Source organism: Rhodanobacter sp. OK091 (assembly GCF_900142825.1).
GTDB lineage: Bacteria > Pseudomonadota > Gammaproteobacteria > Xanthomonadales > Rhodanobacteraceae > Rhodanobacter.
The window spans coordinates 242,754-269,453 of record NZ_FRCH01000001.1 but is presented as its reverse complement, the minus strand read 5'-3'; the positions used below and the strand labels follow the sequence as shown (position 1 = coordinate 269,453).

At 65.3% G+C, this 26,700-nt stretch carries 23 protein-coding genes and 2 tRNA genes; 4 read left to right on the top strand and 21 right to left on the bottom strand.

Annotated features, from left to right (window positions below; all coding sequences use genetic code 11):
• Positions 1-90 precede the first annotated feature (90 nt).
• Positions 91-1,347: an MFS transporter gene (locus BUA26_RS01350; protein WP_072757212.1), complete on the bottom strand. Its 1,257-nt coding sequence runs from the start codon at positions 1,345-1,347 to the stop codon at positions 91-93.
• A gap of 240 nt (positions 1,348-1,587) precedes the next feature.
• On the opposite strand from BUA26_RS01350, the gene ppk1 reads away from it, so the two are divergent.
• Positions 1,588-3,753, top strand: coding sequence for a polyphosphate kinase 1 (gene ppk1, locus BUA26_RS01345; RefSeq protein WP_072757209.1), 2,166 nt, complete (start codon positions 1,588-1,590; stop codon positions 3,751-3,753).
• Positions 3,754-3,791: 38 nt separating this feature from the next.
• Here the strand turns inward: ppk1 and BUA26_RS01340 are convergent, their stop codons facing one another.
• Complete coding sequence (locus tag BUA26_RS01340) at positions 3,792-5,696, bottom strand: S9 family peptidase (RefSeq protein WP_178368515.1); 1,905 nt, start codon at positions 5,694-5,696, stop codon at positions 3,792-3,794.
• A 308-nt stretch (positions 5,697-6,004) separates the two neighbouring features.
• Between BUA26_RS01340 and BUA26_RS01335 the strand changes: the two genes are divergently transcribed.
• Together BUA26_RS01335 and BUA26_RS01330 are read left to right on the top strand one after the other, a co-directional pair.
• Entirely contained in the window at positions 6,005-6,208 is a 204-nt protein-coding gene (locus BUA26_RS01335; RefSeq protein ID WP_072757205.1) for a hypothetical protein, read from the top strand.
• Between the two features lie 200 nt (positions 6,209-6,408).
• Positions 6,409-7,956: a glycosyltransferase family 39 protein gene (locus BUA26_RS01330; RefSeq protein ID WP_072757203.1), complete on the top strand. Its 1,548-nt coding sequence runs from the start codon at positions 6,409-6,411 to the stop codon at positions 7,954-7,956.
• Positions 7,957-8,050: 94 nt separating this feature from the next.
• Here the strand turns inward: BUA26_RS01330 and BUA26_RS01325 are convergent, their stop codons facing one another.
• The 5 genes from BUA26_RS01325 to rnd all read right to left on the bottom strand — a co-directional run bounded on the left by BUA26_RS01325 (position 8,051) and on the right by rnd (position 13,910).
• Positions 8,051-8,524, bottom strand: a complete 474-nt coding sequence (locus tag BUA26_RS01325) for a DUF3617 domain-containing protein (RefSeq protein WP_143154137.1) — start codon at positions 8,522-8,524, stop codon at positions 8,051-8,053.
• Positions 8,525-8,601: 77 nt separating this feature from the next.
• The gene (locus tag BUA26_RS01320) at positions 8,602-10,641 is read right to left on the bottom strand and encodes an alkaline phosphatase family protein (protein WP_072757198.1); all 2,040 of its coding nucleotides are present in this window, start codon (positions 10,639-10,641) and stop codon (positions 8,602-8,604) included.
• A 212-nt stretch (positions 10,642-10,853) separates the two neighbouring features.
• Positions 10,854-12,485, bottom strand: a complete 1,632-nt coding sequence (locus tag BUA26_RS01315) for a multicopper oxidase family protein (RefSeq protein ID WP_083572832.1) — start codon at positions 12,483-12,485, stop codon at positions 10,854-10,856.
• 171 nt (positions 12,486-12,656) lie between these two features.
• Positions 12,657-12,732 (bottom strand) — tRNA-Ala (locus tag BUA26_RS01310).
• A gap of 62 nt (positions 12,733-12,794) precedes the next feature.
• The gene (gene rnd, locus BUA26_RS01305) at positions 12,795-13,910 is read right to left on the bottom strand and encodes a ribonuclease D (RefSeq protein ID WP_072759917.1); all 1,116 of its coding nucleotides are present in this window, start codon (positions 13,908-13,910) and stop codon (positions 12,795-12,797) included.
• 101 nt (positions 13,911-14,011) lie between these two features.
• Between rnd and BUA26_RS01300 the strand changes: the two genes are divergently transcribed.
• A complete protein-coding gene (locus BUA26_RS01300) occupies positions 14,012-15,949 on the top strand; it encodes a formylglycine-generating enzyme family protein (RefSeq protein WP_072757196.1) in 1,938 nt (645 codons plus the stop codon).
• 43 nt (positions 15,950-15,992) lie between these two features.
• On the opposite strand, the gene BUA26_RS01295 is transcribed toward BUA26_RS01300, so the two are convergent.
• The 14 genes from BUA26_RS01295 to BUA26_RS01230 form a co-directional block, all read right to left on the bottom strand.
• A tRNA-Leu gene (locus tag BUA26_RS01295) sits at positions 15,993-16,078 on the bottom strand.
• A 25-nt stretch (positions 16,079-16,103) separates the two neighbouring features.
• The gene (locus BUA26_RS01290) at positions 16,104-16,685 is read right to left on the bottom strand and encodes a cysteine dioxygenase family protein (protein WP_072757194.1); all 582 of its coding nucleotides are present in this window, start codon (positions 16,683-16,685) and stop codon (positions 16,104-16,106) included.
• A gap of 48 nt (positions 16,686-16,733) precedes the next feature.
• The gene (locus tag BUA26_RS01285) at positions 16,734-17,858 is read right to left on the bottom strand and encodes a homoserine O-acetyltransferase MetX (protein WP_072757193.1); all 1,125 of its coding nucleotides are present in this window, start codon (positions 17,856-17,858) and stop codon (positions 16,734-16,736) included.
• Between the two features lie 2 nt (positions 17,859-17,860).
• On the bottom strand, positions 17,861-18,913 hold the full coding sequence (locus BUA26_RS01280) for a tetratricopeptide repeat protein (RefSeq protein ID WP_072757191.1): 1,053 nt from the start codon (positions 18,911-18,913) through the stop codon (positions 17,861-17,863).
• The gene (locus tag BUA26_RS01275) at positions 18,910-19,344 is read right to left on the bottom strand and encodes a cytochrome c-type biogenesis protein (RefSeq protein ID WP_255368114.1); all 435 of its coding nucleotides are present in this window, start codon (positions 19,342-19,344) and stop codon (positions 18,910-18,912) included. Before BUA26_RS01275 ends, BUA26_RS01280 begins: the two co-directional genes overlap by 4 nt.
• Positions 19,345-19,373: 29 nt before the next feature.
• Positions 19,374-19,916, bottom strand: coding sequence for a DsbE family thiol:disulfide interchange protein (locus BUA26_RS01270; RefSeq protein ID WP_072757188.1), 543 nt, complete (start codon positions 19,914-19,916; stop codon positions 19,374-19,376).
• Positions 19,913-21,889 carry a heme lyase CcmF/NrfE family subunit gene (locus BUA26_RS01265; RefSeq protein WP_072757186.1) on the bottom strand — a complete coding sequence of 659 codons (1,977 nt, stop codon included), beginning with the start codon at positions 21,887-21,889 and terminating at the stop codon, positions 19,913-19,915. The genes BUA26_RS01270 and BUA26_RS01265 overlap by 4 nt, the downstream gene beginning before the upstream one ends.
• Positions 21,886-22,371, bottom strand: coding sequence for a cytochrome c maturation protein CcmE (gene ccmE / locus BUA26_RS01260; protein ID WP_178368513.1), 486 nt, complete (start codon positions 22,369-22,371; stop codon positions 21,886-21,888). The genes BUA26_RS01265 and ccmE overlap by 4 nt, the downstream gene beginning before the upstream one ends.
• 24 nt (positions 22,372-22,395) lie before the next feature.
• On the bottom strand, positions 22,396-22,644 hold the full coding sequence (gene ccmD / locus BUA26_RS01255; RefSeq protein WP_072757182.1) for a heme exporter protein CcmD: 249 nt from the start codon (positions 22,642-22,644) through the stop codon (positions 22,396-22,398).
• Entirely contained in the window at positions 22,641-23,399 is a 759-nt protein-coding gene (locus tag BUA26_RS01250; protein WP_072757180.1) for a heme ABC transporter permease, read from the bottom strand. The genes ccmD and BUA26_RS01250 overlap by 4 nt, the downstream gene beginning before the upstream one ends.
• Positions 23,400-23,411: 12 nt before the next feature.
• Positions 23,412-24,098 (bottom strand): heme exporter protein CcmB, encoded by a 687-nt coding sequence (gene ccmB / locus BUA26_RS01245; protein WP_072757178.1) that lies wholly within the window; start codon positions 24,096-24,098, stop codon positions 23,412-23,414.
• The gene (ccmA, locus tag BUA26_RS01240; RefSeq protein WP_072757176.1) at positions 24,095-24,730 is read right to left on the bottom strand and encodes a cytochrome c biogenesis heme-transporting ATPase CcmA; all 636 of its coding nucleotides are present in this window, start codon (positions 24,728-24,730) and stop codon (positions 24,095-24,097) included. The genes ccmB and ccmA overlap by 4 nt, the downstream gene beginning before the upstream one ends.
• Positions 24,731-24,791: 61 nt before the next feature.
• The gene (locus tag BUA26_RS01235; RefSeq protein ID WP_072757174.1) at positions 24,792-25,199 is read right to left on the bottom strand and encodes a DUF3293 domain-containing protein; all 408 of its coding nucleotides are present in this window, start codon (positions 25,197-25,199) and stop codon (positions 24,792-24,794) included.
• Positions 25,192-26,595: an FAD-dependent oxidoreductase gene (locus tag BUA26_RS01230; protein WP_072757172.1), complete on the bottom strand. Its 1,404-nt coding sequence runs from the start codon at positions 26,593-26,595 to the stop codon at positions 25,192-25,194. Before BUA26_RS01230 ends, BUA26_RS01235 begins: the two co-directional genes overlap by 8 nt.
• Positions 26,596-26,700 lie beyond the last annotated feature (105 nt).

The window sequence follows — 26,700 nt, the reverse complement described above, 5'->3', positions numbered from 1 at the left end:
AGTAACTCGCGCGCCAGAGGCGCACGAAAGCTCTTGCTTCAAATCACCCAAGCGCAAAGCCATCGCGACTGAAGTCGCTCCCCAAAATCATCAAACGTGAGCCCGCTTCTCGATATCCGGCAGAAACACTGTAATCAAACCCATCAGCGGCAAAAACGCGCACAGTCGATAGACATATTCGATGCCGTGCGCATCGGCCAGGCCACCCAGTACGGCGGCGCCGATGCCGCCCATGCCGAAGGCGAAGCCGAAGAACAGTCCCGAGATCATGCCCACCCGGCCGGGGATCAGCTCCTGTGCATAGACCAGGATCGCCGAGAATGCCGAGGCCAGGATCAAGCCGATGACCACGGTGAGTACGCCAGTCCACATCAGGTTCGCGTGTGGCAGCAGCAGAGAGAACGGTGCGACGCCGAGGATCGACACCCAGATCACCCACTTGCGCCCGATCCGATCGCCGATCGGACCGCCGATCAGCGAACCGGCGGCCACGGCAAACAGGAATACGAACAGATGCACCTGCGCGCTCTGCACCGACACGCCGAACTTGTGGATCAGGTAGAAGGTGTAATAGCTGCTGAGGCTGGCCAGGTAGAAATACTTGGAGAAGACCAGCAGGCCGAGAATCGTCAGCGCGCCGATGATCTGGTTGCGCGACAGCGCCACGACGGTCAGATGCCGTGCCGCCGATTTGCTGCGTGCGACATGATGTTGTCCATACCAGCGCCCGATCTGCAGCAGCACGACGATAGCCAGTAGCGCCGCCAGCGAAAACCACGCCACGCTGCCGCGCCCATGCGGCACGATGATCCAGGCGGCGAGCAGCGGCCCCAGCGACGAACCGGTGTTGCCGCCCACCTGGAACAGCGACTGCGCCAGGCCATGCCGTCCGCCGGAAGCCATCCGCGCCACCCGTGAGGATTCCGGATGGAACACCGACGAGCCGGTGCCGACCAGAGCGGCGGCCAGCAACAGGATCGGAAAGTTCGGCGCCACCGCCAGCAGCAACAGGCCGCACAAGGTGAAGCCCATGCCCACCGGCAGCGAGTACGGCATGGGTCGGCGGTCGGTGACCATGCCGACCAGCGGCTGCAGCATCGAAGCGGTGAGCTGGTAGGTCAGCGTGATCAAGCCGACCTGGGCAAAGCTCAGATGGAAATCGCTTTTCAGGATCGGATAGATCGCCAGGATCAGCGACTGGATCATGTCGTTGAGCATGTGCGCGAAGCTGATGCCGCCAAGCACGCCGAAGGCGGTGCCTTCGCTGGATGGCGAACTGGCCGGTGTATCGGTCGACACGGGAATGGCAGCGGGAGACAGCGGGGCGCTTTCGACGCGGGTCTGCATGGGGACGTTCGGCTGGGGAATGAGGCACGGCGTCACGCCGCCGCAGGGGATGACAACCATAAGACAATCGCCCATGGCTCGCATGTGCCAGCCGTTGTGGGAGCGGCTGTCATTTACCGGTCAGAAGAATGTTGCAATCTGAGTGCTGGCCGAACGGTTCCGGTACGCTGACTGAGCCATCACCGGCAGCGCGGTACCATGCTGGAACTTTGTAGCCATCTTTACGGACCCGGTGCACCGATGAACAGCCACCTGATTCGCGAGAATTCGCCGACCGATACTTCGGTGCCGGCCGCCAACGATGCTTCGCCAGCGGCAGCATCGGTGGATCTCACCGACAACCGGTTGTACATCCACCGCGAGCTGTCGCAGCTGCAGTTCAACATCCGTGTGCTGGACCAGGCGCTGGACGAACGTACGCCGCTGCTGGAACGGCTGAAGTTCCTGCTGATTTTTTCGCGCAACATGGACGAGTTCTTCGAGATCCGGGTCGCCGGGCTGAAAGGCCAGATCGCGCTGGATCACGAGCTGATCGGTCCGGATGGCATTCCGCCGAAGCGCGCGCTGGCCGAGATCAGCGAGATCGCGCACAAGCAGATCGAGCGGCAGTACGCGATCCTCAACGAGCGGATTCTGCCGGAGCTGGTTTCGCACGGCATCCGCATCGTTCGCCGCACGCAATGGACGCACAAACAGAAGCTGTGGGTACGTCGTTATTTCCGCGACGAGGTGGCGCCGCTGATCACGCCGATCGGGCTCGATCCGACCCATCCGTTTCCGTTGCTGGTCAACAAGAGCCTCAACTTCATCGTGCGGCTGGACGGCGTCGATGCGTTCGGACGCGACTCGGGCCTGGCCATCGTGCCGGCTCCACGCGTGTTGCCGCGACTGATCCGCCTGCCGCTGGAAATCTGCGAGGGCGGCGACAACTACGTGCTGCTGTCCTCGATGATTCATGCGCACGCGGAGGAACTGTTTCCCGGCATGCAGGTGCTCGGCTGCTATCAGTTCCGGCTGACCCGCAACGCCGATCTCACGCTCGATCCGGAAGACGTCGAGGATCTGGCGCTGGCGCTGCGCGGCGAGCTGTACTCGCGCCGATTCGGCGATGCGGTGCGGCTGGAGGTGGCCGACAACTGTCCAAAGGATCTGACCGACTACCTGCTCAAACAGTTCGGTCTCGCCGAGTCGGAAATGTACGAGGTGAACGGACCGGTGAATCTGGCGCGGCTGTTCCGCATTGCCAGCGAGGCGGGTTATCCGCAGTTGCAATATCCCCGGTTCACCCCGGTGTTGCCGAAAGCGCTCAAGCACGCCGAGGACCTTTTCCAGGTCATCGGCAAGCAGGATGTGCTGCTGCTGCATCCGTACGAATCGTTCTCGCCGGTGGTCGACTTGCTGCGCCAGGCGGCCGCCGATCCGCAGGTGCTGGCGATCAAGCAGACGCTGTACCGTACCAACGCGAATTCGGAAATCGTCGATGCGCTGGTCGACGCGGCGCGCGCCGGCAAGGAAGTGACCGCGGTGGTCGAGCTGCGCGCACGCTTCGATGAGGAATCCAACCTCACGCTCGCCTCGCGTCTGCAGCAGGCCGGCGCGATGGTGATCTACGGTGTGGTCGGCATCAAGACGCACGCCAAGCTGATGCTGATCCAGCGCCGCGAAGGCAACGAACTGGTGCGTTACGCCCACATGGGCACCGGCAACTACCACACCGGCAACGCACGGCTGTACACCGACTACAGCTTGCTCACTTCCGACGCGGCGCTGTGCGAGGACGTGCATAAACTGTTCAGCCAGCTCACCGGCATGGGCAAGTTGCTGCACATGAAGAAGCTGCTGCATGCGCCGTTCACGCTGAAGAAGACCTTGCTCGAACTGATCGCGCGGGAAACCGCGCACGCCGCCGCCGGCAAGCCGGCGCGGATCATCTTCAAGGTCAACGCGCTGACCGAACCGAAGATCATCCGTGCGCTGTACAAGGCCAGCATCGCCGGTGTGCAGATCGACTTGATCGTGCGCGGCATATGCTGCCTGCGTCCCGGGGTGGAAGGCGTCTCGGAAAATATCCGCGTGCGCTCGATCATCGGCCGTTTCCTGGAACACAGCCGCGCTTACTGGTTTGCCGACAACGGCGAGCCGCGGCTATACCTATCCAGTGCCGACCTGATGGAGCGCAACCTGGATCGCCGTGTCGAAACGGCGTTTCCGATCGAAGGAAAAAAGCTGCAGCAACGCGTGCGCAACGCGCTGGAGCTTTATCTCACCGACAACACGAGTGCGCTGCTGCTGCATTCCGACGGCCAATACCTGCATCCGCCGATGGCCAGTACCGAACCGGCTCGCGATGTGCAAGCCGAGCTGATGGAAAAACTGTGCGGGACAACGGCCGGCGGCAGCCACTAGCTGGAGATGCCGACCCTCCTTGCGAGGCCCTGGTTTGCTCAGGGTGCGCGCTGCAGGTGCTGGCTCATCCAGCCCACCCAGCGGCGGTATACATCGGTGGTGCGCACGATGTCCTTGGGGAAATGCGTGTCCACCGGGTAGGCGTAGAACTCCACCGGTACGCCGTTGTCGCGCAGCGCGTGGTACCACTCGTAACTGTTCAGCAGCGGCACGTTGGGATCGCCCACGTCGCCCATGATCAAGGTCGGTGCGGTAACGTTGTGCGCGTACGTGATCGGTGACTGTTCGCGCCAGATGTCCTGGTATTTCGCCATCCACGGCGAGCCGCCGAAGAAATAGGTGTCGCCGGTCTGATAGTAGGACACGGTGTAATCCATCACCCAGTCGGTCAGCGCCGCGCCAGACACCGCGGCCTTCCATACCGGGTAATGGCCGGTGAGCCAGGTGGTCATGTAGCCGCCGTACGACCAGCCGCTGACGCCGATGCGCTGCGTGTCGACGATGCCGAGTTTCTTCACTGCGTCCACGCCCGCCATCACGTCTTTGCCGGGACCGACACCAGTATCGCGCAGTATCGCGTGCTGGTAGGCATCGCCGAGATTATTGCTGCCGCGGTAATTCGGCTGGAACACCACGAAGCCCGCGGCAGCCAGCAGTTGCGGCAGTGGCGCGAACTTCACCGTGGATGATTCTTCCGGGCCACCGTGGATCACCAATACCAGCGGATAGGTTTGTCCGCGCTGATAGCCGACGGGGTAAGTCAGTACGCCGTCTTCGCGGAAACCGTCAGGTCCCTGCCACTCGATCGATTCGGTGCGGCCGAGTGTGAGGCTGTCGATGAACGTGTTGAGGTCGGTGAGTCGACGCGGTTTCGCGTCCGCTGAATCCATCACATACAGCTCGCCCGGATGCGTCGGGGTGCTGCCGATGAAGGTCAGCGCACCGGCCTTCGACACGCTCACGTCGGTGCCGGCTTCGACGTCGCCGAGATCGAGCTTCTTCGCCGCACCGGACAGCGGCTGCTCCCACAGCACCGAGCGCGTTCCTTCGCCACCTGCCAGCAGGAGCGCCTTGCCGCGCGGCAGCCAGACGTAGCTGTTGACGTTGCGCGCCAGCATCTCGGTGACATCGCGGCTTTTGCCGTTCGCTGTCACGTAGACCGCGTTGCCGTTGTTCTGGTCGCCACTGCGCGGGCGCATGAAGGCGAAGCTGTCGCCGTCCGGCGCATAGGTGGCACTCATCGCTCCCTCGGCGGAAGCCAGCGTGCGCGTTTCGCCACCGCCGGCGTCCATCGCGGCGATCACCGAGTGGAACGACGGTCCCCAGTACGCACCGGGAAAATGCGTGAATGCGATACTGTGGCCGTCGCGGCTCCAGGCGGGTACCGGCGCGTTGTCCTGCTGGTCGGTCTGCAGGCTGTAGTCGCCGTGGGTGAGTCGTTTCGCCCTGCCGCCGGCACTGGGCACCAGCCACAGGTGCCATGGCGTGAGGGCGGCGCGGGTAAGGAAGTGGTTGTCGGTGACCTGGAATGCGTCGTCGTGTTCCTTGATGGCTTTCGCATTGGCCGGCTCATCCTCGCTGACGAACGCGATCTGCTTGCCATCCGGACTCCAGCTGTACGCATCCACGCCACGCTTGATCTCGGTGACGCGCAACGCATCGCCTCCGTCCATCGGCATCACGTACAGCTGCCCTTCTTTCGTCTCCGCGTCCTTGGCGATGAATGCCAGCCGCATGCCGTCCGGCGACCAGCGCGGCGACGAGATATCCTCGCGCTTCCAGGTCAGCGCGCGTCGCGCACCGCTGGCGACATCCACTAGGTCGAGCTCCTGCTGGCTCTTGTCGGTCTTCCAGTCCGGTGTCGACACGATCACGGCGATGCGCTTGCCGTCCGGCGAAATCTGCGGCTCGCTGAGGTTCACGATCTTCTGCAGATCGCTCAACTGAAATGCCGGTGCAGTTGTGGCGGCATGCGCCGACATTGGAAGCGCAAACACGCAGCATGCCGCGTACGCAAAATACCGAGTGGACTTCATGAGCGCTCCCATCCCCAACATTCGACTGGTGTGGCCACGACTGGCTTGACGGCCTGCCATGCGCGCCGTCAAGCCACACGAGATTTGGGGAAGACTGGCACGTTCCACGGCTTCCGGAAAAGTGCATGACAGCACATGTCCGGATCGCACGGCCCGGCGTGGAGTAGGATCCTGCCATCCAGTCCACAACCCAGATCGCAACCGCCGGGGTCGCATTGAACGCATCGACACTACTGTGGGGCGTCCTGTTCGGGTCGATCGGCTTCGGTTTCTTCCTGTATGGCAGGAAACAGCGGGCAGTTGTTCCGCTGGCATGCGGACTGGCGCTGATGCTGTTTCCGTATTTTGTCTCGGGTACGTTGCCGCTGCTTGCCATCGGCATCGCGCTGATGGCGATTCCCTATTTCGTCAAGGTGTGAGGATGGCGGGCGGCTTTTCCAGTCCAGGACGGATTGAACATTTCCATCCTCGGACAACCGATTCACCTGACTCGCGTTAGCTTCCACACCCCCGTCGGGATAGATCGCTGGGACGTCATGCCAGCGACATGTTTTTCCATCACGATCGCGGTGCAGCGGGGCGCTGACACCACGATCGTGATTACTGTGGCGGTCTTCCATTGAAAGCACTCATCGCGATCGACAACGCACAAACCGGCGCCATCCGAAAATGGCCGGCAGGCGACATCGCGTGGACGCTGTTCGTGTTGGTCATCGGCCTGGCGGCCCGACTGCTGCATATCGAACGCCAGCCGTTCTGGCTCGACGAGGCGCTGACCTTTCAGCGGATTCATCTCGGCACAGGCAGCCTGATCGCCGACAGCTACGCCAATCGGCACATGCCGAGTTATTTCCTGCTGCTGCAGCTGATCTCGCAACTCGGCGTGGGCAACGCGTTGCTGCGGATTCCCTCGGCGCTATTCGGCGCGTTGTCAGCCGGCATGGTATTCGCTATCGCACGGCGCATCGGCGGCCGCGGCGCGGCGATCGTCGCTGGACTGCTGATGGCGCTGTCGCCGCTGCAAGTGCAATACGGCCAGGAAGCCCGCTCCTACACGCTGGTCACCTTGCTGATCACCATCGCGTTGTGGGGCCTGGTACGCCTGGCCCAAAATCCGCCGCGCGCCGCGCTGGATCTTCGCCACCCCGATGCCGACTGGCGCGGCTGGGCAACCTATGTGCTTGGCACGATCGGCGCGCTGGACGTGCTCAGCGACGCGGCACCGTGGCTGATCGCCGCCAATGCTTCGCTGCTGCTGATCTGGCGCGGCCTGCGCCTGGAACTGCCGCCCGACCTGCGCACCGGCTTTCGCCGCAACTGGCTGCTCAGCCTGGCACTCATCCTGGTGTGTTGCGTGCCTTTCTACGGCGCGATTCTGGCGGCCAGCGATGGCCAGATGTTGCAGAAGTTCGACTGGATTCCCCCGTTGAGCTGGCGAAACCTCAAGGTCGCCGCCAAGAGCGCCTATCTGATGCGCATGGCCGCGGTAGTGCGGTTCACGGTGTTGCCCACGGCGGTGCCCTTGCTCGGGCTTCTGGTCGGGATGCTGGGGGCAGTCGGACTGTGGCATATGCGCAGACGGCTGGTAGGGCGCGTACTGCTGTTGGGCTTTGCCGTACTGCCGCTATGCCTGCTGGCGATATCGCTGGTCAAGCCCATGCTGCTGCCGCGCTATATCCTGTGGAGCGCGGCGCCGTTCTTCGTGTTGGCCGGCCTGGGCGCGGCCACCTTGCCGCGCCGCGTCCTGCCTTTCGCGATGACCTCGTTGATGTTGCTGTGCGTGGTCAATCTTGCGCCGATCTACCGGATCGAGACGAAGCCGCGCTGGGACATGGCCGCAGCCACGCTGGCGGCCCATGTACGCCCCGGCGATACCGTATTCACCGGCGACCCGAACGCGCCCACCATGCTGATGGTGCTGCAACCCCGAAACGCCGCGCCGCTCGAGGCCACCGCGCTGGTAACGCCGCGACTCGACCTGGCGCTGGCACGCTGGAAACAAGGCGGCCGCGTCTGGGCGGTGAACGGCCGCTCCGCCTTGGGCGAGCGTGAGGAGCTGGATGCGTTCAAGGGCCGCATCGCCGCCCTGGGCACGCCGACCCTGCAGATACCCCAAGGCAAGGAAATCACTATCTTGATGTTTCCGGCACCCGCCGCCGCCGATTGATCAAAGCCGACCCGAACTGCGCCTTGTGCGTGCCGGCCAATGTCGGCAGGCCGGGAAAGTCAGGGCAGGAGCGGGATGATGCCGCTTTCCTTGCTCAGTCGCTGGGACTGGTGCATGCGGCATGGCGCTGGCCTTCGACACGCGCGATTTCGCCACGATCCTGCAGCACGATGCTGGCGGTGTAGTGCTCCGCCGAATCGAAGCCCACGCGGCCGCGGCCCTGGGAGCTTTCGCCGCAACTCATCGTCCATGTCAGGTCCGTGCTGCTTCGATGTTGGCTATTGCGCTGACAAGGGGCCAACGCGGGCAAGGGAACAACGGCGAAAGCGGTCCAGGGATCGGCGCCTTCGTCCACGCAACGCCATTCGATCACCGGCTTGCCGCGGCGACCGTGATCGACTGGCGTGGTCACGATTTTCCACAGTCCCGGCATCGCCGCGAAATCGCCGGGATCGGCGCGGCTGGGCGTACTGCAGAGGCCGCCTGCGATCAGCAGCATGAGGGCGAGGCCGCGGCCGGCGAGGGAAGGGTGGCAGCCGCGCCACGCCGATGGAATGGAATCAGCCATGGTTGGAGCAGTCTCCGCAGCTTGGGAACGGGCGAACGCCCTGCCTGTACACAGGCAGGGCGCGATTCGCACGATGCTCAGTCCTTGATGGCGGCGACGGTCGCCTCGGAGGAGTCGCCATCGTCGAAGTCGAACATGTCCATCAGGTTGCCGATCGCCGGCGCATTGACCGGCACATAAGGGTCGCTGCGTAGCGCGATCGGGTTGGGCAGGTTATCGCGGCTGCGCGCCGAGATCGCTTCGTGCAGACCCCAGTTCGCTTCGACGAATTTGTCGAAGGACACATGGTCGTAGTACGTGTGCACCACGCGGCCACCCTGGGAGTAGCGCGAGATCACCAGTAGCGGGATGCGCGAGCCGTCGCCGAAGAAGTCGATCGGCTGCACATAGCCGGAGTCGTAGTAGCCGCCGCCTTCATCGAACGTCACCATGATCACGGTGTCGTTCCACACCTTCGGATTCGCCTTGGCCATGTCGACGATCTTCTTCACGTAGCCGGCGAAGAGTTCCAGCTTCGACGAGGCCGGATGGCCGTCCAGAATGCCATCGGGCTTGGCGATCGACACGGCCGGCAGCGTATCGTTCTGGATGTCGGCGTAGAGGTCGTTGATGTCCTGGTTGTTGTCGCGCAGGTCGGGGTTGGTCATCACCTGAGTGGAGTAGAGGAACGGATTACAGATGTTGCAGAACGTGCCGGCCTCGCCGTTTTCCTTGCCATTGCCCCAGCCTTCGCCGTAGTACTTCCAGCTGACGCGATGGCGTTCCAGCAGCAGTGCGAGATTGTCCTGCGTGGTGGGCGGGATGGTGAACTGCTTGCTGCCCAGCGGCGCAGGCGTGCCGTCGCCGAGGTAGCCCGGGTTGTAGTTGTTCACCAGGTAGTACGCGCCCGGGCTGCAGTCGGTGCCGTGGAAGGTGCGGTAAGGCAGCGAGCGCAGATAGGACTTGACCGGCCCCACGCCCGGCTGCGTGTCGTCGGCGCAGTTGACGTAGGAGCCGCCGCCGTAACCGTCCTGCACGTACCAATTGTTGGTGCCAGGCTGCGTATCGGGATTCTCGATCTGGTTCGCCGGCGGCATGGCCGGACGACCTTGCGGATCGGCGTAGTAAATCAGGCTGCCGAAACCGAGCATGATGTGGTTGGCACCGGTACCACCCATCACCGACTGATGAAAGTTGTCGCTTAGCGTGTAGTTGCGCGCCAGCTCGGCGAAATACGGTGCATCGCCTTGTGCGATGTTGAGGAACTGCATGGCCGTAGAGCCTTCGCCGGTGCTCTGCTCGGTGAAACCGGCCGGTTGTGCCTTACCGTTGTTGCCGGCACCGATGGTGGTCTCGACCCAGGGAAACAGGTCGTTGCGGCAGCCGCTCGGGTTATGCGGCGTGGCTGCCTGCACATCGCAGTCGAGCTGCTGCCACATCTGGAAAAAGCGGTGAACCGGGCTGTTGGCGTAGTCGCTGGCGCTGATCGACGCATGCATGTCGACCGGAGCGTTCGGCAGCTGGGTTGGAAAGCGCGTATCGATGACGTGATTCGGCAGGCCGGTGCCGCCTTCGGCAAGTTCGACGTAGTCCTCTTGCGGCAACGCCGGCTCGATGGACTGCGCCTGCGCCGCCGACGCGAATGGCGCCTGGGTCGGTGCGCCGCCGGTGTTCATCGCCGGCAGCAGTGCATAAGGCGCGGTATGCGTCGGCGCCACCGAGTAGGTGCCGGGGTTCGATGCCTGCCACTGGCGTGCGGCGGCAACGTTCGGCCCTGGCGTGCCATCCACGTTGACGATGCCTTCGGACAGCAGGTTGCGCACGCTCTGCCCGCGTGGCGGCTGGTAGGTGGCGTAGACGTGGTCGAAGGTACGGTTTTCACCGATCAGCAGGATGACGTGCTTGATCGGCGTCCGCGTGAGATCGCTGCGATCGCCGCCGCGGCGGGGGCGATGCAAGGTGACGACACCACCGGGCAACCCGGGTTGATGAAGCGTGCCGGCGCCCGGCACATGCTGACGAAACGTCGCGTCCTTGTCGGCTGGTGTGGATTGTGCGCTGACGACGCCGGCAAGGCCGGCGGCGAATACACCGATGAGCAGCGGCTTCAACCGCTTGCGGCCAAACACTGTATGCATGACAGGATCTCCTGCTGACGACCGGCAAAGGCTGTCTTCGAGTAATCCCCCTGATTGCTGGCTTGCGTGCGTGGTGCGCTCCGCAAACCGACCGTAGTTTGGTCCGCGCAGATGACGCTACGTTGGCGCTGACGCGACAGTGCGCGAGCTCAATATGACAGTGCGGCTACCGCTCACTCGCGAGCCCTCGCACCGACGATCCAGCTTGCTGTTCACGCCGGCAGCAGCTGGTAGGGCCGCATCATTTCGTTGTCCTCGTGTTCGAGGTAATGGCAATGCCATACGTAGCGACCGGGTTCGCCTTCGAAGCGCATGGCGATGCGCGTGACCATGCCGGGATCGGCACGCACGGTATCTTTCCAGCCGGCCTCGTGCGGTGGGGGAAGCTGCGCCGGCCCGATGTACTTGACGACGCGGCTGGCGTTCCATGCAAACAAGTCGAATGGGCGCCGGTCGATGATCTGGAAGCGCACCAGGTGCAGATGGATCGGATGCGCGTCGCCGGTGATGTTGACGAAGTTCCAAGTTTCTATCGTGTTCTGCTTCGGCTTTTCGGTCACCGGATCGGACCACATCCGGCCGTCCAGCGTCATCATCATCGGGTTGCCGCTTGCGTCGTCCTGTTCGCCCACGGTCAACACGCGATGACGCACCGCCGTTGCAGGGTCGATGCGCGGCACCGGCCGCAGCGTCGCCGGCAGGACCGACGGGTCGGGCCGCCCGCGGTCGCGCACGCGAAATTCCAGAATGGCCTCGGACTGCTGATGCAGGTGTACGGTCTGCCCGGCCATGCCGGTGAAATCCACCACCACGTCGGCACGCTCGGCCGGATAGAGCTCGATGCGCAAGCGCTGCAGCGGTGCAGCCAGCAGCCCCTGGTCGCTGCCGATCTGCTGGAACACGTGTCCCTGCGACAGCGACAGATCGAAGAAGCGGGTGTTGGCCACGTTGATCAGGCGCAAGCGGTAACGCCGCGGCTCCACGTCGAAGTACGGATAGAGCTTGCCGTTGCACAGCACGCTATTGCCGCGGCATTCCGGCACCCATGGCGCGGATGGATCGTCCGAGACCGGGTAGTACAGCTGGCCGTCCTGTGCGATCAGGCGGTCGCACAAGATCAGCGGCAGATCGCAGTCCCCGGATGGCAGGCCAAGCGACTGCTCGTCCGCATCGCGCACATTGAACGCACCGAATAATCCGGCGTAGATGTTGAGCCGGGTGATGCCCATCGCATGGTCGTGGTACCACAGGCTTGCCGCGTCCTGCACGCCCGGATAATGGAGCAGCGCCGAGTGGCCCGGCGCGAACCAGTCCTCCGGCCAGCCATCGCTGCCGGCCGGCACGCGCGCGCCGTGCACGTGCGTCACCGTGCGTACCGCGGGCTTCGTGCGTTCCGCGCCGTGAATGTTGTAGTCGATCGGCAGGAAGTGCTTCGTCGGCAGCGCATTGACCCATTCGATCAGCAGCGGTTCGCCGCGCACGGTCTCGAAGGTCGGGCCGGGTGAGCGACCGTCGTAACCCCACATGGGTGTGGGCGGCACGTCGCGATGCACGCGGGCGCTGAATGCGCGCATCTCCATCCGGTAATACGGCAGGCTGCGGCCAGGATAAGCCGGATGCGTGCGCTGGCCGGACGGACGTGCGATGGGCGGCACCGGCAGCGGATCGACGAAACGCGCCAAGGTGGCGGGATTCACCAGCGGCACCTTCGGCGGCGCCAGCGTCGGCATCGCCATGCGCATCGGCATCGTACGCGCCGACGCCGCATGCAGCACATCGGCGAGCGCATAGCTCCCGATCAAACTGCCGGCTCCGCACAGAAAGCGGCGACGTGAGAGCGTCATCGCTCACCACCCGGGTCGGCACGATCCACTGTGTGGATACGGCAACAGGCAGCATGTCGCCAGCTGGAACGAACTGCGCGTCTCATCCGGCAACCCTAGGCGCTGCCCGTGACGGAAATGTGGCAGCTCAAAAAAAAGCCCTCGGCAGAGCCGAAGGCTTTCTTTATTCGATGGTGGAGCGGATGGGGATCGAACCCACGACCTTCGCATTGCGAACGCGACGCTCTCCCAGCTGAGCTACCGCCCCACGTGAGCCGCGAATGTTAGCAGCGTGTGTGGGGGTTCGCCAAGACCTGAGCCACGGTGGGCTCAGTCGGGAAGCAGGGCGACGAGACGGTCGTGCAATACGTCGCGACGCCAGCCTTCGAGGAACTCGGGCCATTCGGCGGTGACCACGTATTCCTCCAGCGCCTTGCGCGGGCATAGCAGGCCGGGCGGCAGGTCGAGTTCGCCGGCGAGGCTGTCGACGAGTTGCTTCATCGCCGCTAGCGACTTCTTCGCTTCGCCTTGCGGATGGCCGGGGATGCGCACGGTGGCGGCGATCTCCTCGGCGCTGACGGCAGGCATAAGCACTTCGAGCAATTCGCCGCGCTGGGCCGAGCGCAGCGCACGCTGGCCGCGGCTGCGTTGTTCGAGATCGGCGAGGCTGGCCGGCGGTTGCTGCGCCAGGCTCAGCGCCAGGATGTCGTCGAGCAGCCAGGGGCGCGGTACGTCGAGGCGGCGTGCGCTGCGGTCGCGCCACTGCAGCAGGCGGCGCAGCAGGGCTTGCTGTGCCGCCGGCCATTCGGCGGCGGCGCGCATCGTGCGTTGCGGTTGCGGGTCGCCGTCGCGATGGCTGGCGCGGCTTTTCAGGCGCTCGCAATCCTCGGCATGCCAGGCGCTGCGGTCGCGTTGCTGCAGACGTTTAGCCAGCTGTTCGTGGATGGTTTTCAGGTAGACCACGTCCAGCGCGGCATAGCTGCATTGCGAAGCGGTGAGCGGGCGCTGCAGCCAGTCCGAGCGGGTCTCGCCCTTGTCCAGTTCCACCCCGACCAGCTCGGCGACCAGCGCGCGGTAGCTGATGCCCAGGCCCATGCCGACGAAGGCCGCGGCGATCTGGGTATCGAACAGGATTCGGGGGCCATCGGGCAGCAGCGGCGCCAGGGTCTCCAGATCCTCGCTGGCGCTGTGCATCACGGTGACGGCGGGGCCGGCGCCGAGCAGCGGCTGCAAGGCATCGCCGATCTCGAACGCGAGCGGATCGATCAGCGCATGGCGGCCGTTCCAGCCCAGCTGCAGCAGCGCCAGCTGCGGATAGAAGGTATTGCGGCGCATGAACTCGGTGTCCAGGCCTACCGCGGCATCCGCGGGTACCGTGGCCAGCCACGCCTGCAGCGCATCGCGATGATCGATCCACTCGGCGGCGGCGGTTTCGGGCAATGACATCGATATTCCTTGAAAGGTTGCCAGGCGCGGATTGCCCTGTCGGCGGTTTGTGCCTATGGTGAGCAGAGCACGATAACAGGCCGCACCGAGGACGCCCATCTATGCCGAGCAATGCAACCCTTCGCCGTCAGCGCACTCTCGGTGGAGCGCTGGGGGTGATCGTGCTGGGGTTCGCGCTGATGTACCACTTTTTCCCCCGGATATTTCATGTCGATCCGACCCAGGCGCCGCGCCGCTCGATGTCGATGGGTGCGCAGATGCCGGCCAGCGGGTTGCAGCCGGAACGCGCATCGGCGATCAACGAAGTCAACGCGGGGCCGCCGCTGACGTTGGCGCCGGCGGCGGTGATCGCCGCCCACAGCAGCAAGAACGCGAACCTGCCCGAACAGATGAGCGCGGATCCGCCGGCGGTGCAGGCCTTGCTGGCGCGAGCGACCAAGGCGCTGCATGCCGGTCAGCTGGCCGGCGACGCAAACAGCGCCGCCGCATTGTTTGCGCAGGCATTGAAGGACAAACCGGACAGCCGCCGCGCCGCGCAAGGCCTGTTCGACGTGCGTGCGCGGCTGGTGGCGGAGATCGACCAGGACATCGCACTGGGCGACGCCGATGCCGCGGAGGATCTGCTCGGTGCGTTGCGTCCGCTGCCGGATGCTGCCGGCGATGTGACGCAACTGGAAGCCAATCTGAAAACCCTGGTCAAGGTGCGGCCGATGCTGGCGAAGGCGGCAGCCTTGCTGCAGCAGGGCAAGGTGGATCAACCGCACGGCGGAAGTGCGCTGGACATCTACCGCGAGGTGCAGCAGCTCGATCCGCAGAACGCGGTGGCCGAACAAGGCATTTTCCAGGTGCAGCGCGCGGTGCTCGACCGCGCCCTGGCCGCGGTGGCGCAAAACGACTTCGCGGGTGCGGACAAGCAGCTGGCCGAAGCGCAGGCCATCCGTCCCGGTTCGCAGCAGATGCTCGATGTGCACAAGCGCGTCGACGACATGCGCGAACAGCGCGCCAGCGGTGTGCTGGCGCAGGCCCGTTCGGCGCTGGATGCCGGCAACATCGAGCTGGCGAGGAAACTGGCGGCGCAGGCCCGGGCGACCGATCCTGCTCTGCCGACGCTGGCGGATTTCGACGAGCAACTGACCAATGCGCGTCTTTACGCCAGCTACAAGCCCGGCCAGGTCTTCGCCGATCGCTATGTCGACCTGCCGGGCAAGACACCGGCAATGGTGGTGATTCCCACCGGCAGCTTCCAGATGGGCGTGTCGGCCGACGAGGAAGACCACAACGACGCCGAAACGCCACAGCATATGGTCACCATAGCCAAGGGTTTCGCGATGGCACGCACCGCGGTGACGGTGGACGAGTTCCGAGAGTTCGTGCGCGCCAGCGGCTATGTGCCCGATTCGATCAAGCTGGGCGGCTCCAGCGTGTACGACGAGCGTAGCGGTGCGTTGCGGGACGACTCCGACGCGACCTGGCAGGACGACTACGCCGGTCACAAAGCCGACGGCAGGTTGCCGGTGTTGAATATCTCGTGGAACGACGCGAAGGCTTACGCCGATTGGCTCAGCCAGCGTACCGGCAAGCTCTACCGGCTGCCCAGCGAAGCCGAATTCGAGTACGCACTGCGCGGCGGCACTACCACCCGCTATTGGTGGGGCAACGGCACGCCCTCCCACCCGGTAGAAAACCTGACCGGCTCCGGCGACCGCTCGCGCAGCGGCCGGCGCTGGAGCCACGCCTTCCGCGGCTATCGCGATGGTTACTGGGGACCGGCGCCGGTGATGAGCTTCGCCGCCAATCCGTTCGGGTTGTACGACATCAACGGCAACGTGTCCGAGTGGGCGCAGGATTGCTGGCACGACAGCTATCTGCGTGCGCCGGTCGACGGCAGCGCATGGCTCAACCCAGGCTGCCGCGCTCGCGTGGTGCGCGGCGGCTCCTGGGGCAGCTCGCCGGAGCAGGTGAGCTCAGCCTATCGGCTGGGTGCCAATGGCGATACGCGCAGCGGCAGAGTGGGCTTCCGCGTAGTGCGCGAGTTGTAGGCGGACATGAAAAACCCCGCGCGAGGCGGGGTTTTTCACTGATTGGTACCGGTGATAGGACTCGAACCTACACGACATCGCTGCCAGCGGATTTTGAGTCCGCCGCGTCTACCATTCCGCCACACCGGCATGTGAGCGGCGCATTATGCCGGGTTCAGTGGACGCGGTCGAGCCCCAACTGGCGCACGTCGCGTCCGTACCAGCGGTCTTCGGGCAGCGGCTGGAACACCGAGCAGCGCGTCATCGGGCCGGAATAGATGTGCAGACTGACAGTGACGCTGTTGTCGCTGGGGTTGCGGATGCTGTGGTACTCGTGCGGCGGGATCAGGCTGCCGGCCGAGCCGGCGCCGGCCTGGATCGAGCCGACCGGCTGGAAGCAGTAGCGCTGTGCGTCGTGCTCCAGCAATTCGTACTGCACGATCTCCAGCGCGCCGTTCCACACGCCCTCGACGCACCACATGCCGTCGTGATCGTGGATCGGCGTGCCCTGGCCCGGGCCCCACGTCATCGCCACTACGCAGTAGCCGTGCTCGTCGCTGCGGTACAGCTCGCGGCGGGCGTAGTGCTCGGCATTCGCCTCGAACACGCAGTCGGGCAGGGTGACCGCCTTGTCGCGGATCAGCTTGCACAGGCTGTTGCGCAGGCTGTCGGTGAGTTCGTGGGTGGTCGGCTTGGCCACGGCGGCGTCGATCGCGTCGATCAGGGTGCGGCTGCCGGGGAAATCCAGGGTGAGCATGATGGTCTCGGATGGTGCGTGGTGTTGCTTATCTTAGCAGCGGGGCGGTCAGGCGGCGGGAAGCCGGTTCAGGAAGCCGCCGATCGCGCGACTGTAGTTGTCGATGTCGACCAGGAATGCATCGTGGCCTTGCGGCGAATCCAGCGCCACGAATTCCACTTCGGCGCCGGCCGCCTGCAGGCCTTCGGCGATCTGCTCCTGCTGCTGCAGCGGGAACAAGATGTCGGTGCTGACGCCGATCACCATCGCCTGCTCGATATGGATGCGCCTGAGCCCTTCCAGCACGCTGCCGTGGCCGTATTCGGCGATGTCGAACCAGTCGCTGGCGCGCGACAGATACAGATAACTGTTCGGATCGAAGTTGCGCACGAAGCGCTGGGCGTGGCCTTGGAGATAGGACTCGACCTGGAACTCGCGGCCGAACGGCTCGTCCTCGCGCTGTTCCGGGTCGAGCCGGATGCGCGCGAAGCGGCCGTTCCACTCCATCGCCGAGCGGTAGGTGATCACCCCGAGCTTGCGCGCGATGCTCATGCCCAGGTCGGGGTAGCTGCCGCCTTCGGTGGCGTGGATGTCGTAGCGGCCTTCTTTGAACTGCGGGTCGAGCCGGATCGCCTCGCGCTGCAGCGAGCGGATCGCGATGGCGAACGGCTGCGCCTGCGGTGCGGTGTCCACGCTGATGTGCGCACGCACGCTGCCGGGGTGCAGCAGCATGTAGGCCAGTGCGCTCATGCCGCCCATCGAGCAGCCGATCAGGCAGGCCAGTTGGGTGATGCCGAGGCTGCTGACGACGGCATGCGCGGCGTTGGCGACGTCTTCCAGCGCCAGCTCGGGGAACGTCAGCCGGTACGGCTCGCCGGTGGCGGGATCGGTCGAAGCAGGGCAGGTCGAGCCCTTGTCGCTGCCCAGCGAGTTCACGCAGATCACGAACCAGCGCGTAGTGTCGATCGCCTTGCCCGGGCCGGCCATGTCTTCCCACCAGCCGGGAGCGGGGTCGTCTTTGCAGGAGGCCATGTGCGCGCTGGGCGACAGGCCGGTGAGCACCAGCACCGCGTTGTCGCGCGCGGCGTTCAACTCGCCCCAGGTTTCGTAGGCGACGTGGGCACCATGCAGCACGCCGCCGCGTTTCATGGCGAACGGGGAGGGCAGATCGAAGTAGCGGCGTGCGTCGCCCATCGTCAATGCACCTTGTCGATGCTGATCTTGACGGGTGTTCTGCTGTCCACCGCTACGATGCCGGCATCGCCTTCCAGGTCGCCGGATTGCGCGATCGGCTGGCCGCTGTGGCTGATTCGCGCGCCGACGAACACATGCGTGACCGAGGACAGCTTCATCGCTGGTGTCATCGCCATGGCATCGGTCAGGGTGACGTTGGCCGGCAACTGGCCGGCGTCGAGTCTGGCGACGGCCAGCGGCATCGGCGGGCCTTTGTCGGCACGGGCGTAGACGAATAGAACATCGCCCGCAGCCAGCTTGTCCTTCAACGCCGGCGCGAGCGCGACTTGCACCTGCAGTGCGGCGCCTTGCGGCGCGGCCACCGTGGTGGTGCTCGCAGCGCCGGCCGGTGCGCCGCCGCCGCGGGCGTCGGCAACAGCGATCTGTTCGGCGACCGCCCTGGCCACGTCCGAGCCGGGCTCCAGTTGCGGTTGCAGCAGGCGCCAGGTGGCTGCGGCATCGCGGTATTCGCCGTGCTGGAAGTCGCTGATGCCGAGCAGCCACAGGCCGCGCTGGCTGTCCGGATGCAGCAGTACCGCGCGTTTGAGCAGGTCCAGCGCGCGGCCTTCGATCATGTGGTCGCTGCGCGTCATCGAGTCGTTTTCGGCCCAGCCCACCATCGCTTCGGCGTTGTTGGCGTCGAGCTTCAGTACACGGTCGTAGGCATCGCGGGCCGCGGCCGGATCGTGCTGCACGGACAGGGTTTGCGCCAGCAGCATCCAACCCTGCACGTCATCCGGCTGTTGGGCCAGGTGGGCGTGCAGTTCGTCGAGTGCCTGCTGCATGGTCAGAGGCTGTGTAGCCTCGGCGGAAACACCGTTGAGCGCGGCGGGTGTGCCTACCAGCAGATACAGGCCGCTGGCCGCCAGCGGTACGACGAAGGCGATCGCCAGGGTCAGTGCAAACACGCCGCGGCTGCGGCCGGAGCGGCGGCCCTGGCGCACCAGCGGCAGCAGCAAGGCGGCCAGCGCCACAGCGATCATCACTGCAGCGGCTATGAAAAAAACGGTTTTCACCAGTCGTCCCCGTGGTCGGTCGGCGCGTGGTCGGTCGATGCTTCCGGGGCGACGGCGGCGCCGCGGTTGCGTTTGCGGATCACCACCAGCACCGCACCGGCGCCGCCAAGCAGGATCAGCAGCGGGCCGAACCACAGCAGCCAGGTGCCGCTCGTCAGCGGCGGGTCGTACAGCACGAAATTGGAGTAGCGGGCGACCAGGTATTGCTTGATCTCGTCGTCGCTTCTGCCTTGCTGCATCATCTGGAAGATCTGGTTGCGCAGGTCGCGCGCGATCGGCGCGTTGGAGTCGGCCAGCGTCTCGTTCTGGCACATCGGGCAGCGCAGTTGCTGAGTGAGGTGCTGGAAGCGCAGTTCCTGCGCGTGGTTGGCGAACGGCATCGGTTCGATCGCCTGGGCATGCACGACGCCGCCGAACCACAGCAGCGCCATGAAAATCACCCGTAGGAGCCCAGGCCGCATCACGGCACCTCCTTCTGCATTGCCGCAATCGCCGGCTTCAATTCCTTCGCCACCACGTCGGGCGTGAGCGGACCGATATGCTTGTAGCGGATCACGCCTTTCGCATCGATCAGGAAGCTTTCCGGCGCCCCATACACGCCGAAGTCGATCGCGGTGTTGCCTGGCTCGTCGGCGATCAGCAAGTTGTACGGATTGCCGTGTTCGGCCAGCCAGCGTTTGGCGTCGGCCGGCGCGTCCTTGTAGTTGTAGCCGACCAGCTGCACGCCCAGGCCTGGGCCTTCGGCTTCCAGCACCGGATGCTCCGCGCCGCACTCGATGCACCAGCTGGCGAACACGTTGAGCAGATAGGGCTGGCCCAGCAGGTCCGCTTTGCTCACTGTCTGCGCGGGTTCATACAGCTTGGGCAGATTGAACGCCGGCGCCGGCTTGTTCAGCAGCGGCGACGGAATAGCATTCTGGTCGTGCTGGGTGTTCCACCAGATGCCGAAGCCGAACAGCACCACCAGCAGCATGAACCCGAAGAACGGCAACAACCGGTTCATGCGTGCGTTTCCTGTACCTGCAAACTGGCAGTGGCTTCTTCGATTTTCGCGCCGCGCTTGATGCGGAAGCGTTTGTCGCCGGCACAGACGAATCCGCCCAGCATCATCAACAGGCCGCCGCCCCAGATCCAGCGGATGAACGGCTTGTAGTAGAGCCGCAGCGACCAGGCGCCTTCGATGTCGTTCGCATCCATCGGCTCGCCCAGCGCCACGTAGAGATCGCGGAAGATGCCGGCGTTCACCGCCGACTCGGTCTGCACCTGGCCACGCAGATAAGTGCGTTTCTGCGGATGCATCACGGCGACGGCCTTGCTGTCGCGGGTCACCGTGACCACGCCCTGGTCGGCGCGCCAGTTGGGTCCGGTCGCGCGATGTGCACCGTCGAAGCGGAAGTCGTAGCCGCCGATGTGCTGGGTCTGGCCCGGCGCCATCCGCACGTCGCTGGTCACGCTGAGCGATTCGGACAGCAGCACGCCGGCCACGAACACGCCCACGCCCAGATGCGCCAGCAACATGCCGGCCATCTCGGCCGGGTAACGCCGGCCGCGCGGCATCTCACGCCAGCGCTTGATCACGTACAGCAGTACGCCGATGCCGAGCCAGACCAGCGACGCCACGCCCGCGATCGCCTTGAGCTGGCCATTCACGAAGAACGCTGCCGCGATCGCGCACGCCGCCGCGGCGATGCCGGCGCGCAGCAGCACCTGCTTCAGCGCCGGCCAGTCGCCCTTGCCCCAGCGCAGGAACGGTCCGAACGGCAGCAACAGCACCACAGGCAGCATCAGGAGCGGAAACAGGAAACCGAAATACGGTGGTCCGACCGAGACACGGCCCAGATTCAGCGCGTCGCCGATCAGCGGAAACAGCGTACCCAGCAGTACCATCGCCGCAGCCACCGCGAACATCAGGTTGCCGATCAGCAACACGGTTTCGCGCGACACCACCTTGAACGATTTGCCGCCGACCACCTTCGGCGCGCGCAGCGCGTACAGCAGCAGCGAGCCGCCGACCACGATGGTGAGGAACGCCAGGATGAAGATGCCGCGGCGCGGATCGGAGGCGAATGCATGCACCGAGGTGAGCACGCCCGAGCGCACCAGGAAGGTGCCGAGCAGGCTCAGCGAGAACGCGAAAATCGACAGCAGTATCGTCCAGGCGCGCAGCGAGCCGCGCTTCTCGGTCACCGCCTGCGCATGGATCAGCGCCAGCCCGACCAGCCACGGCATGAAGCTGGCGTTTTCCACCGGATCCCAGAACCACCAGCCGCCCCATCCCAGCTCCGCGTACGCCCACCAACTGCCGGCGACGATGCCGCAGGTGAGGAAGCCCCAGGCGATATTCGTCCACGGCCGCGCCCAGCGCACCCAGGCCTGCTCCAGCTCGCCGCCGAGCAAGGCGGCGATCGAGAACGCGAACGCCACCGAAAAGCCCACGTAGCCCATGTACAGCATCGGCGGGTGGAACGTCATGCCTGGATCCTGCAGCACGGGATTCAGGTCGGCGCCATCGCCGGGCATCGGCAGCAGCCGCCCGAACGGATCGGAGGTGAAAATGATGAAGGCCAGGAAACCCACCGCGATCAGTCCCATGACGGCGATCACGCGCGAGGCGAACACCTCCGGCAGTTTCTGACTGAACGCAGCCAGCGCCACCGTCCAGACATTGAGGATCAGGATCCACAGCAGCAGCGAACCTTCGTGCGCGCCCCACACCGCGGCGATGCGGTAATACCACGGCAGCGCCAGGTTCGAGTTGTCGGCCACGTATTGCACCGAAAAGTCGAAGCGCACGAACGCCCAGACCAGGATGCCGAACGCGAACGCCACGAACACTGCCTGACCCGCCGCGGCCGGACGCGCCACCGCCATCAGCGCACGGTTGCCGCGCCAGGCGCCGAGCAGCGGCAGGATACTCTGCGCCAGCGCCAGCAGCAGGGCGAGGATCAGCGCGAGCTGGCCGAGTTCTGGGGTCATGGCCGTGGGGTTCCTGGCATGCCGTCCTGCATGGCCGGTTCCTGTCCGATCTTCTTGTTCGCGTGCGCCTTGGCCATCGCATCCTTCAGCTCTTTCGGCATGTAAGTTTCGTCATGCTTGGCCAGCACTTCGGTGGCGATGAAATGCGCGTTGTCCATGTGTCCGGTGGCGATCACCGACTGGTTGTCGCGGAACAGGTCGGGCAGGATGCCGGTGTACTCGACCGGCATCGCACCGCCGGCGTCGACCACGGTGAAGGTGACTTTGAGCGAGTCGTTGCTGCGCTGGATCGAGCCTGCCTTGACCATGCCGCCAAGGCGGAACGTCTTGTAGCCGCCAGCCTCGCCGGACTGCACCTGGCTTGGCGTGAGCAGGTAGTTCATGTTGTTCTGCAGGGCGACCACCGCCAGCACGGCGGCGATCGCCGCGGCGGCGAGGATCAGCAGGACGATGATGAGCCTGCGCTTGCGGGTGGGATTCATGGGCATGATCGGAAGCCGCCCCCGTCAAGGGGAAGGTGGAGAAGAGGGTATGGTGTTGCTGCCAGTACGATCCTGTCGTGCCTGTTGACGCGCCAGCCTGGCGCGGAGTTCCCGCAGCACACGGCGACGGCGCACGCGGGGCGCGACGGTATCGACGATCAACGCGACGAAGAACACTGTATAGGCCGGCCACACATAGGCGGCGTAACCACCCATCCTGAAGAAACCTGCGATGTCGCCGCTTGCGGCAAGAGCGCTCTGCAGCATGCTCATCGGCCGGCCTCGTCTTCGGCGATCCGGCGCACCCAGTCCTTGCCGCCTTCCAGCGCCAGCAGATCGGTACGCACGCGGCGGAACAGGCTGGCGGCGTAATAGAACTTGGTCGCCAGCATCATCGTCAGCAGCGGCCACAGCATGTCCGAGGACATCTTGGACTGGCCGAACACGTTGATCGTGCTGCCCTGATGCAAGGTGTTCCACCAGTTCACCGAGAAATGCACGATGGGCACGTTGATGATGCCGATGATCGCCAGGAAAGCCGCGGCGCGCGCGCCCTGGCGGCGATCCTCGAACGCGTGATACAGACCGATCACGCCGAGATAGAGGAACAGCAGCACCAGCTCGGAGGTGAGCCGGGCATCCCACGTCCACCAGGTGCCCCACATCGGCTTGCCCCACAGCGAGCCGGTGACCAGGGTGATGAAGGTGAATGCCGCGCCGATCGGCGCCGATTCCATCGCCACGACTTCGGCCAGCTTGATCCGCCATACCAGCGCGATGAATGCGGCCACGCCCATCACCGCATAGATGAACATGCTCATCTCGGCGCTGGGTACATGGATGAAGATGATTCGGTAGGCGTCGCCCTGCTGGTAGTCGGCCGGCGCCAGCACCAGGCCGCCATACAAGGCGATCGCGCCCAGTACCAGCGCCAGCGCCGTCGCCCATGGCTGCAGCGTGCCGGCGAAGCGGTAGAACGTCGGCGGCGAGCCGAGCTTGTGCAACCAGAGCGGAATCCAGTTAGCCATTAAAAGAGGCTCTCATGCGTCCAGGGCAATACGAAGGGCAGCGGCGCAGGCCAATGGCGCCAGCACCGCAGCGAGCACCAGTGCGGCGGCGAGCCAGGTGATCGGCGCGAGCCACGGCAACCCCTGTTGGGCAGCTGCCACGGCCCCCGCGGCAAAGATCACCGCAGGCACGCACAAAGGCAGCAACATCAATGCGAGCAGCATACCAGAGCGCCGGGTGCCGGCCGTGAGCGCCACCAGCACTGCGCCAAGCAGGCTGAGCAGCGGCGTGGCCAGCAGCAGGGCCAGCAGCAGCACCGGAATCACCGCGCCAGGCAGGTGCAGCATCGCGGCCATCAGCGGCGCGATCACGATCAGCGGCAGCGCGGTAGTCAGCCAGTGGGCGAGGATCTTCATCCCCAGCATCAGCGCCAGCGGTTGCGGTGCCACGACCAGCTGTTCCAGCGAACCGTCCTCGATATCGCTGGAGAACATCGCGTCCAGGGCCAGCAGCATCGCCAGCAGCACGGTGACCAGCACCACGCCACCGGCGATCCGCTGCAGCAACGTGTCTTCCGGCCCCAGTGCGAACGGGAACAGCATCGTCACGATCAGCGCATACAGCACCGGCATCGCGATGTCGCCGCGCCGGCGCCAGGCCAGCGTCAGATCGCGCCGCAGCATCGCGGCGCAAGCGGTGAGGAGACCCGGACGGTTCATGCATGCATCCGGATATGCCGCGGTTCGCCGCCATGGAAACTCACGGCACCGTGGCTGGTGACCAGGGCGGCACCGCCGACTGCGGTGTGCGCCTCCAATATGTGGTTGACCAGCGTAATGCCGGTGCGGTCGAGGTTCGCGTACGGTTCGTCGAGCAGCCACAGCGCGGCCGGCAGCAACAGCAAACGGGCCAGTGCGGCGCGCTTCTTCTGGCCGGCGGACAATCGGCGCACCGGCTCGTCCTCGTAGCCGCGCAAGCCGATGTCAGCCAGTATCGCCGCCACACTGGCACCGTCGCGGCAGCCATGCAGGCCCGCGGCGATCTGCAGGTTTTCGCGCGGGCTGAGGTCGGCCTTGAGGCCGAGCTGGTGGCCGAGAAACAGGATCTCGCCCGCGCAGCGATCGTGTTGTAGTGGTTCGCCGCGCCAGCGCAGTTCGCCTTCGCCGACGTGCAGCAGGCCGGCGAGCATGCGCAGCAAGGTGGTCTTGCCGCTGCCGTTATCGCCCTCGACCAGCGCCAGCTCGCCCGCATGCAGCTGAAAATCCAGCGGTGCGAACACCGGTTCGTCCTGGCGAAGGAAACTCAGGGCCCTCGCTTCAAGCAGGGGCACAGCGGGATTTGCGGCGGTCATTGTCACGATTGTCCGCAATGCCGATGGCGCTTGTCCATGCGGCGTGCTGCCGCTGACCGGATCAGTCCAGCACGCGCAGAAGGGCAGCGCCGTCTGCTTCACCGTGTACGTAGGCCAACTGCCCATGGGCCTTGGTCAGCTTGTCCAGCGAAGGGACGCCGACCCCGACGACGAACAGGCTGGGCTCGCTCCAGCCGGAACTGCCCACTCCGATGGCCGGATGGACAGTGGCACCGGGCTGGTTCAGCAGTGCGGCCAGCAGTTCGCGCTGCGCGGCCAGGTTTTCTGCCGGCGGGCGTCGGCGCGCCTGCGGATTCCATGCCGTGACGAAAGCCCACGGCTGCGAGCCGACCACTTCGGCGAGTTGGGCCGGCAAGGGCAAATCCACGCGTATGGTGGCCCAGGTCAAGGTGTCCAGGCAGACATGGTAGGCGGTGGCGTGAAACGCCTCGAGCAGGGCTTCATCCATGGCGCAATCTCGGCAGTGGCTCCAGGTTCGATCGGAACAGCCGCGCGGCGGCTTCAATGTCAATATCCGCTACGTTCGGCGTGTCACGCAACAGCTGTTCGAGCAAGCGGTCCTGTGCGCGACCGCGTTCGAGGGCGTAGGCATAGGGCACGTGCGAGAACGTGACCAGCCGATAGCGCGCCATGTAATGCTGCGGTGCGCGCTCGGCCAGCAGCGCACCCAGTTCGCGCTTGGCCAGATAGTGCGGGTCGGCGACCGAGTCGCGCATCTCGACGTAGTTTTCCAGCGCCATCGTGGCGATCGCGTCGGCATTGGGCTGGCGCACGCGCTGGAATTCGGCGAACACCTCGGCGCTGTCGTTCGGTGCGGCGGCCAGCAGGTTCGCCAGCACCACGGTGTCCTCGAAGCCACAGTTCATGCCCTGGCCGTGGAACGGCACGATCGCGTGGGCGGCATCGCCGATCAGCAGCGCGCGACCGTCCAGATGCCAGCGTTGCAGATACAAGGTGGACAGAGTGCCGACCGGGTGACTGTCGAAGTCTTCGCTGAAGCGCGGGATCAGCGGCAGCAGGTCCGGAAACTGTTCGCTGAAGAAGGCGGCCGCCGCCATCGCATCGGGCAAGGTGGCGAAACTCGGCGCCGCACCTTGGGCCGGCAAAAACAGCGTGACCGTGAAGCTGCCTTCGGTATTCGGCAGCGCGATGCACATGTAGCCGCCGCGTGGCCAGATGTGCAGGGCGTGCGGTTCCAGCGCGTACTGGTCGTGACCGCCGCTGAGCTGCAGCACGCCGACCGGCAGTTCGCCGGCTGGCGGAATCTCCAGCTCCTTGTAGGCATGGCCGAGCGACTCGATGCGCTCACCCAGCGGACTGTGCGCATTCATCGTCGCGCGTACCGCGGAGCCCGCGCCATCGGCTCCGATCAGCATGCCTACCGGCAATTCGCGTTCCACGCCGGCGGCATCGGCCAGCCGGATGCGCTGCGCGTCGAAGTCGGCGCTCACCAGTGACTGCTCGAAATGGAACTGCACGCCGGCCGCTTCGGCGGCATCCAGCAGCAGCATGTTCAATGCGCCGCGCGAGACCGACCAGATCACTTCGCTGTCGTCGACGCCGTAACGCTGCAGACCGCTGTTGCCATCGCGGCCGTGCACCATACGCCCGCGCATCATCACCGCGCGCTGCAACACGTCGTCGGCCAATCCGGCCGTGCGCAGCGCCTGCAGGCCGCGCTCGGCCAGCGCCAGATTGATCGAGCGGCCACCCAGGAAACCGCTCAGCCGCGGATCGGGCCGCTTCTCGTAGACCTCGACGGCAAAACCGCGCTGCGCCAGCTGCTGCGCCAGCAGTGCGCCGACCAGGCCGCCGCCGATGATAGTGATGGTTTGCTGCGCCATGCTGCGATCCGAGAGGGGAATCCGCTCACTGTTCCGCAAGCGAAGCGGGACTGCAATCCCGGATGGCCCATTTCGTGTTGCGGGGGTGTTGCCAGCCGGGCGTTC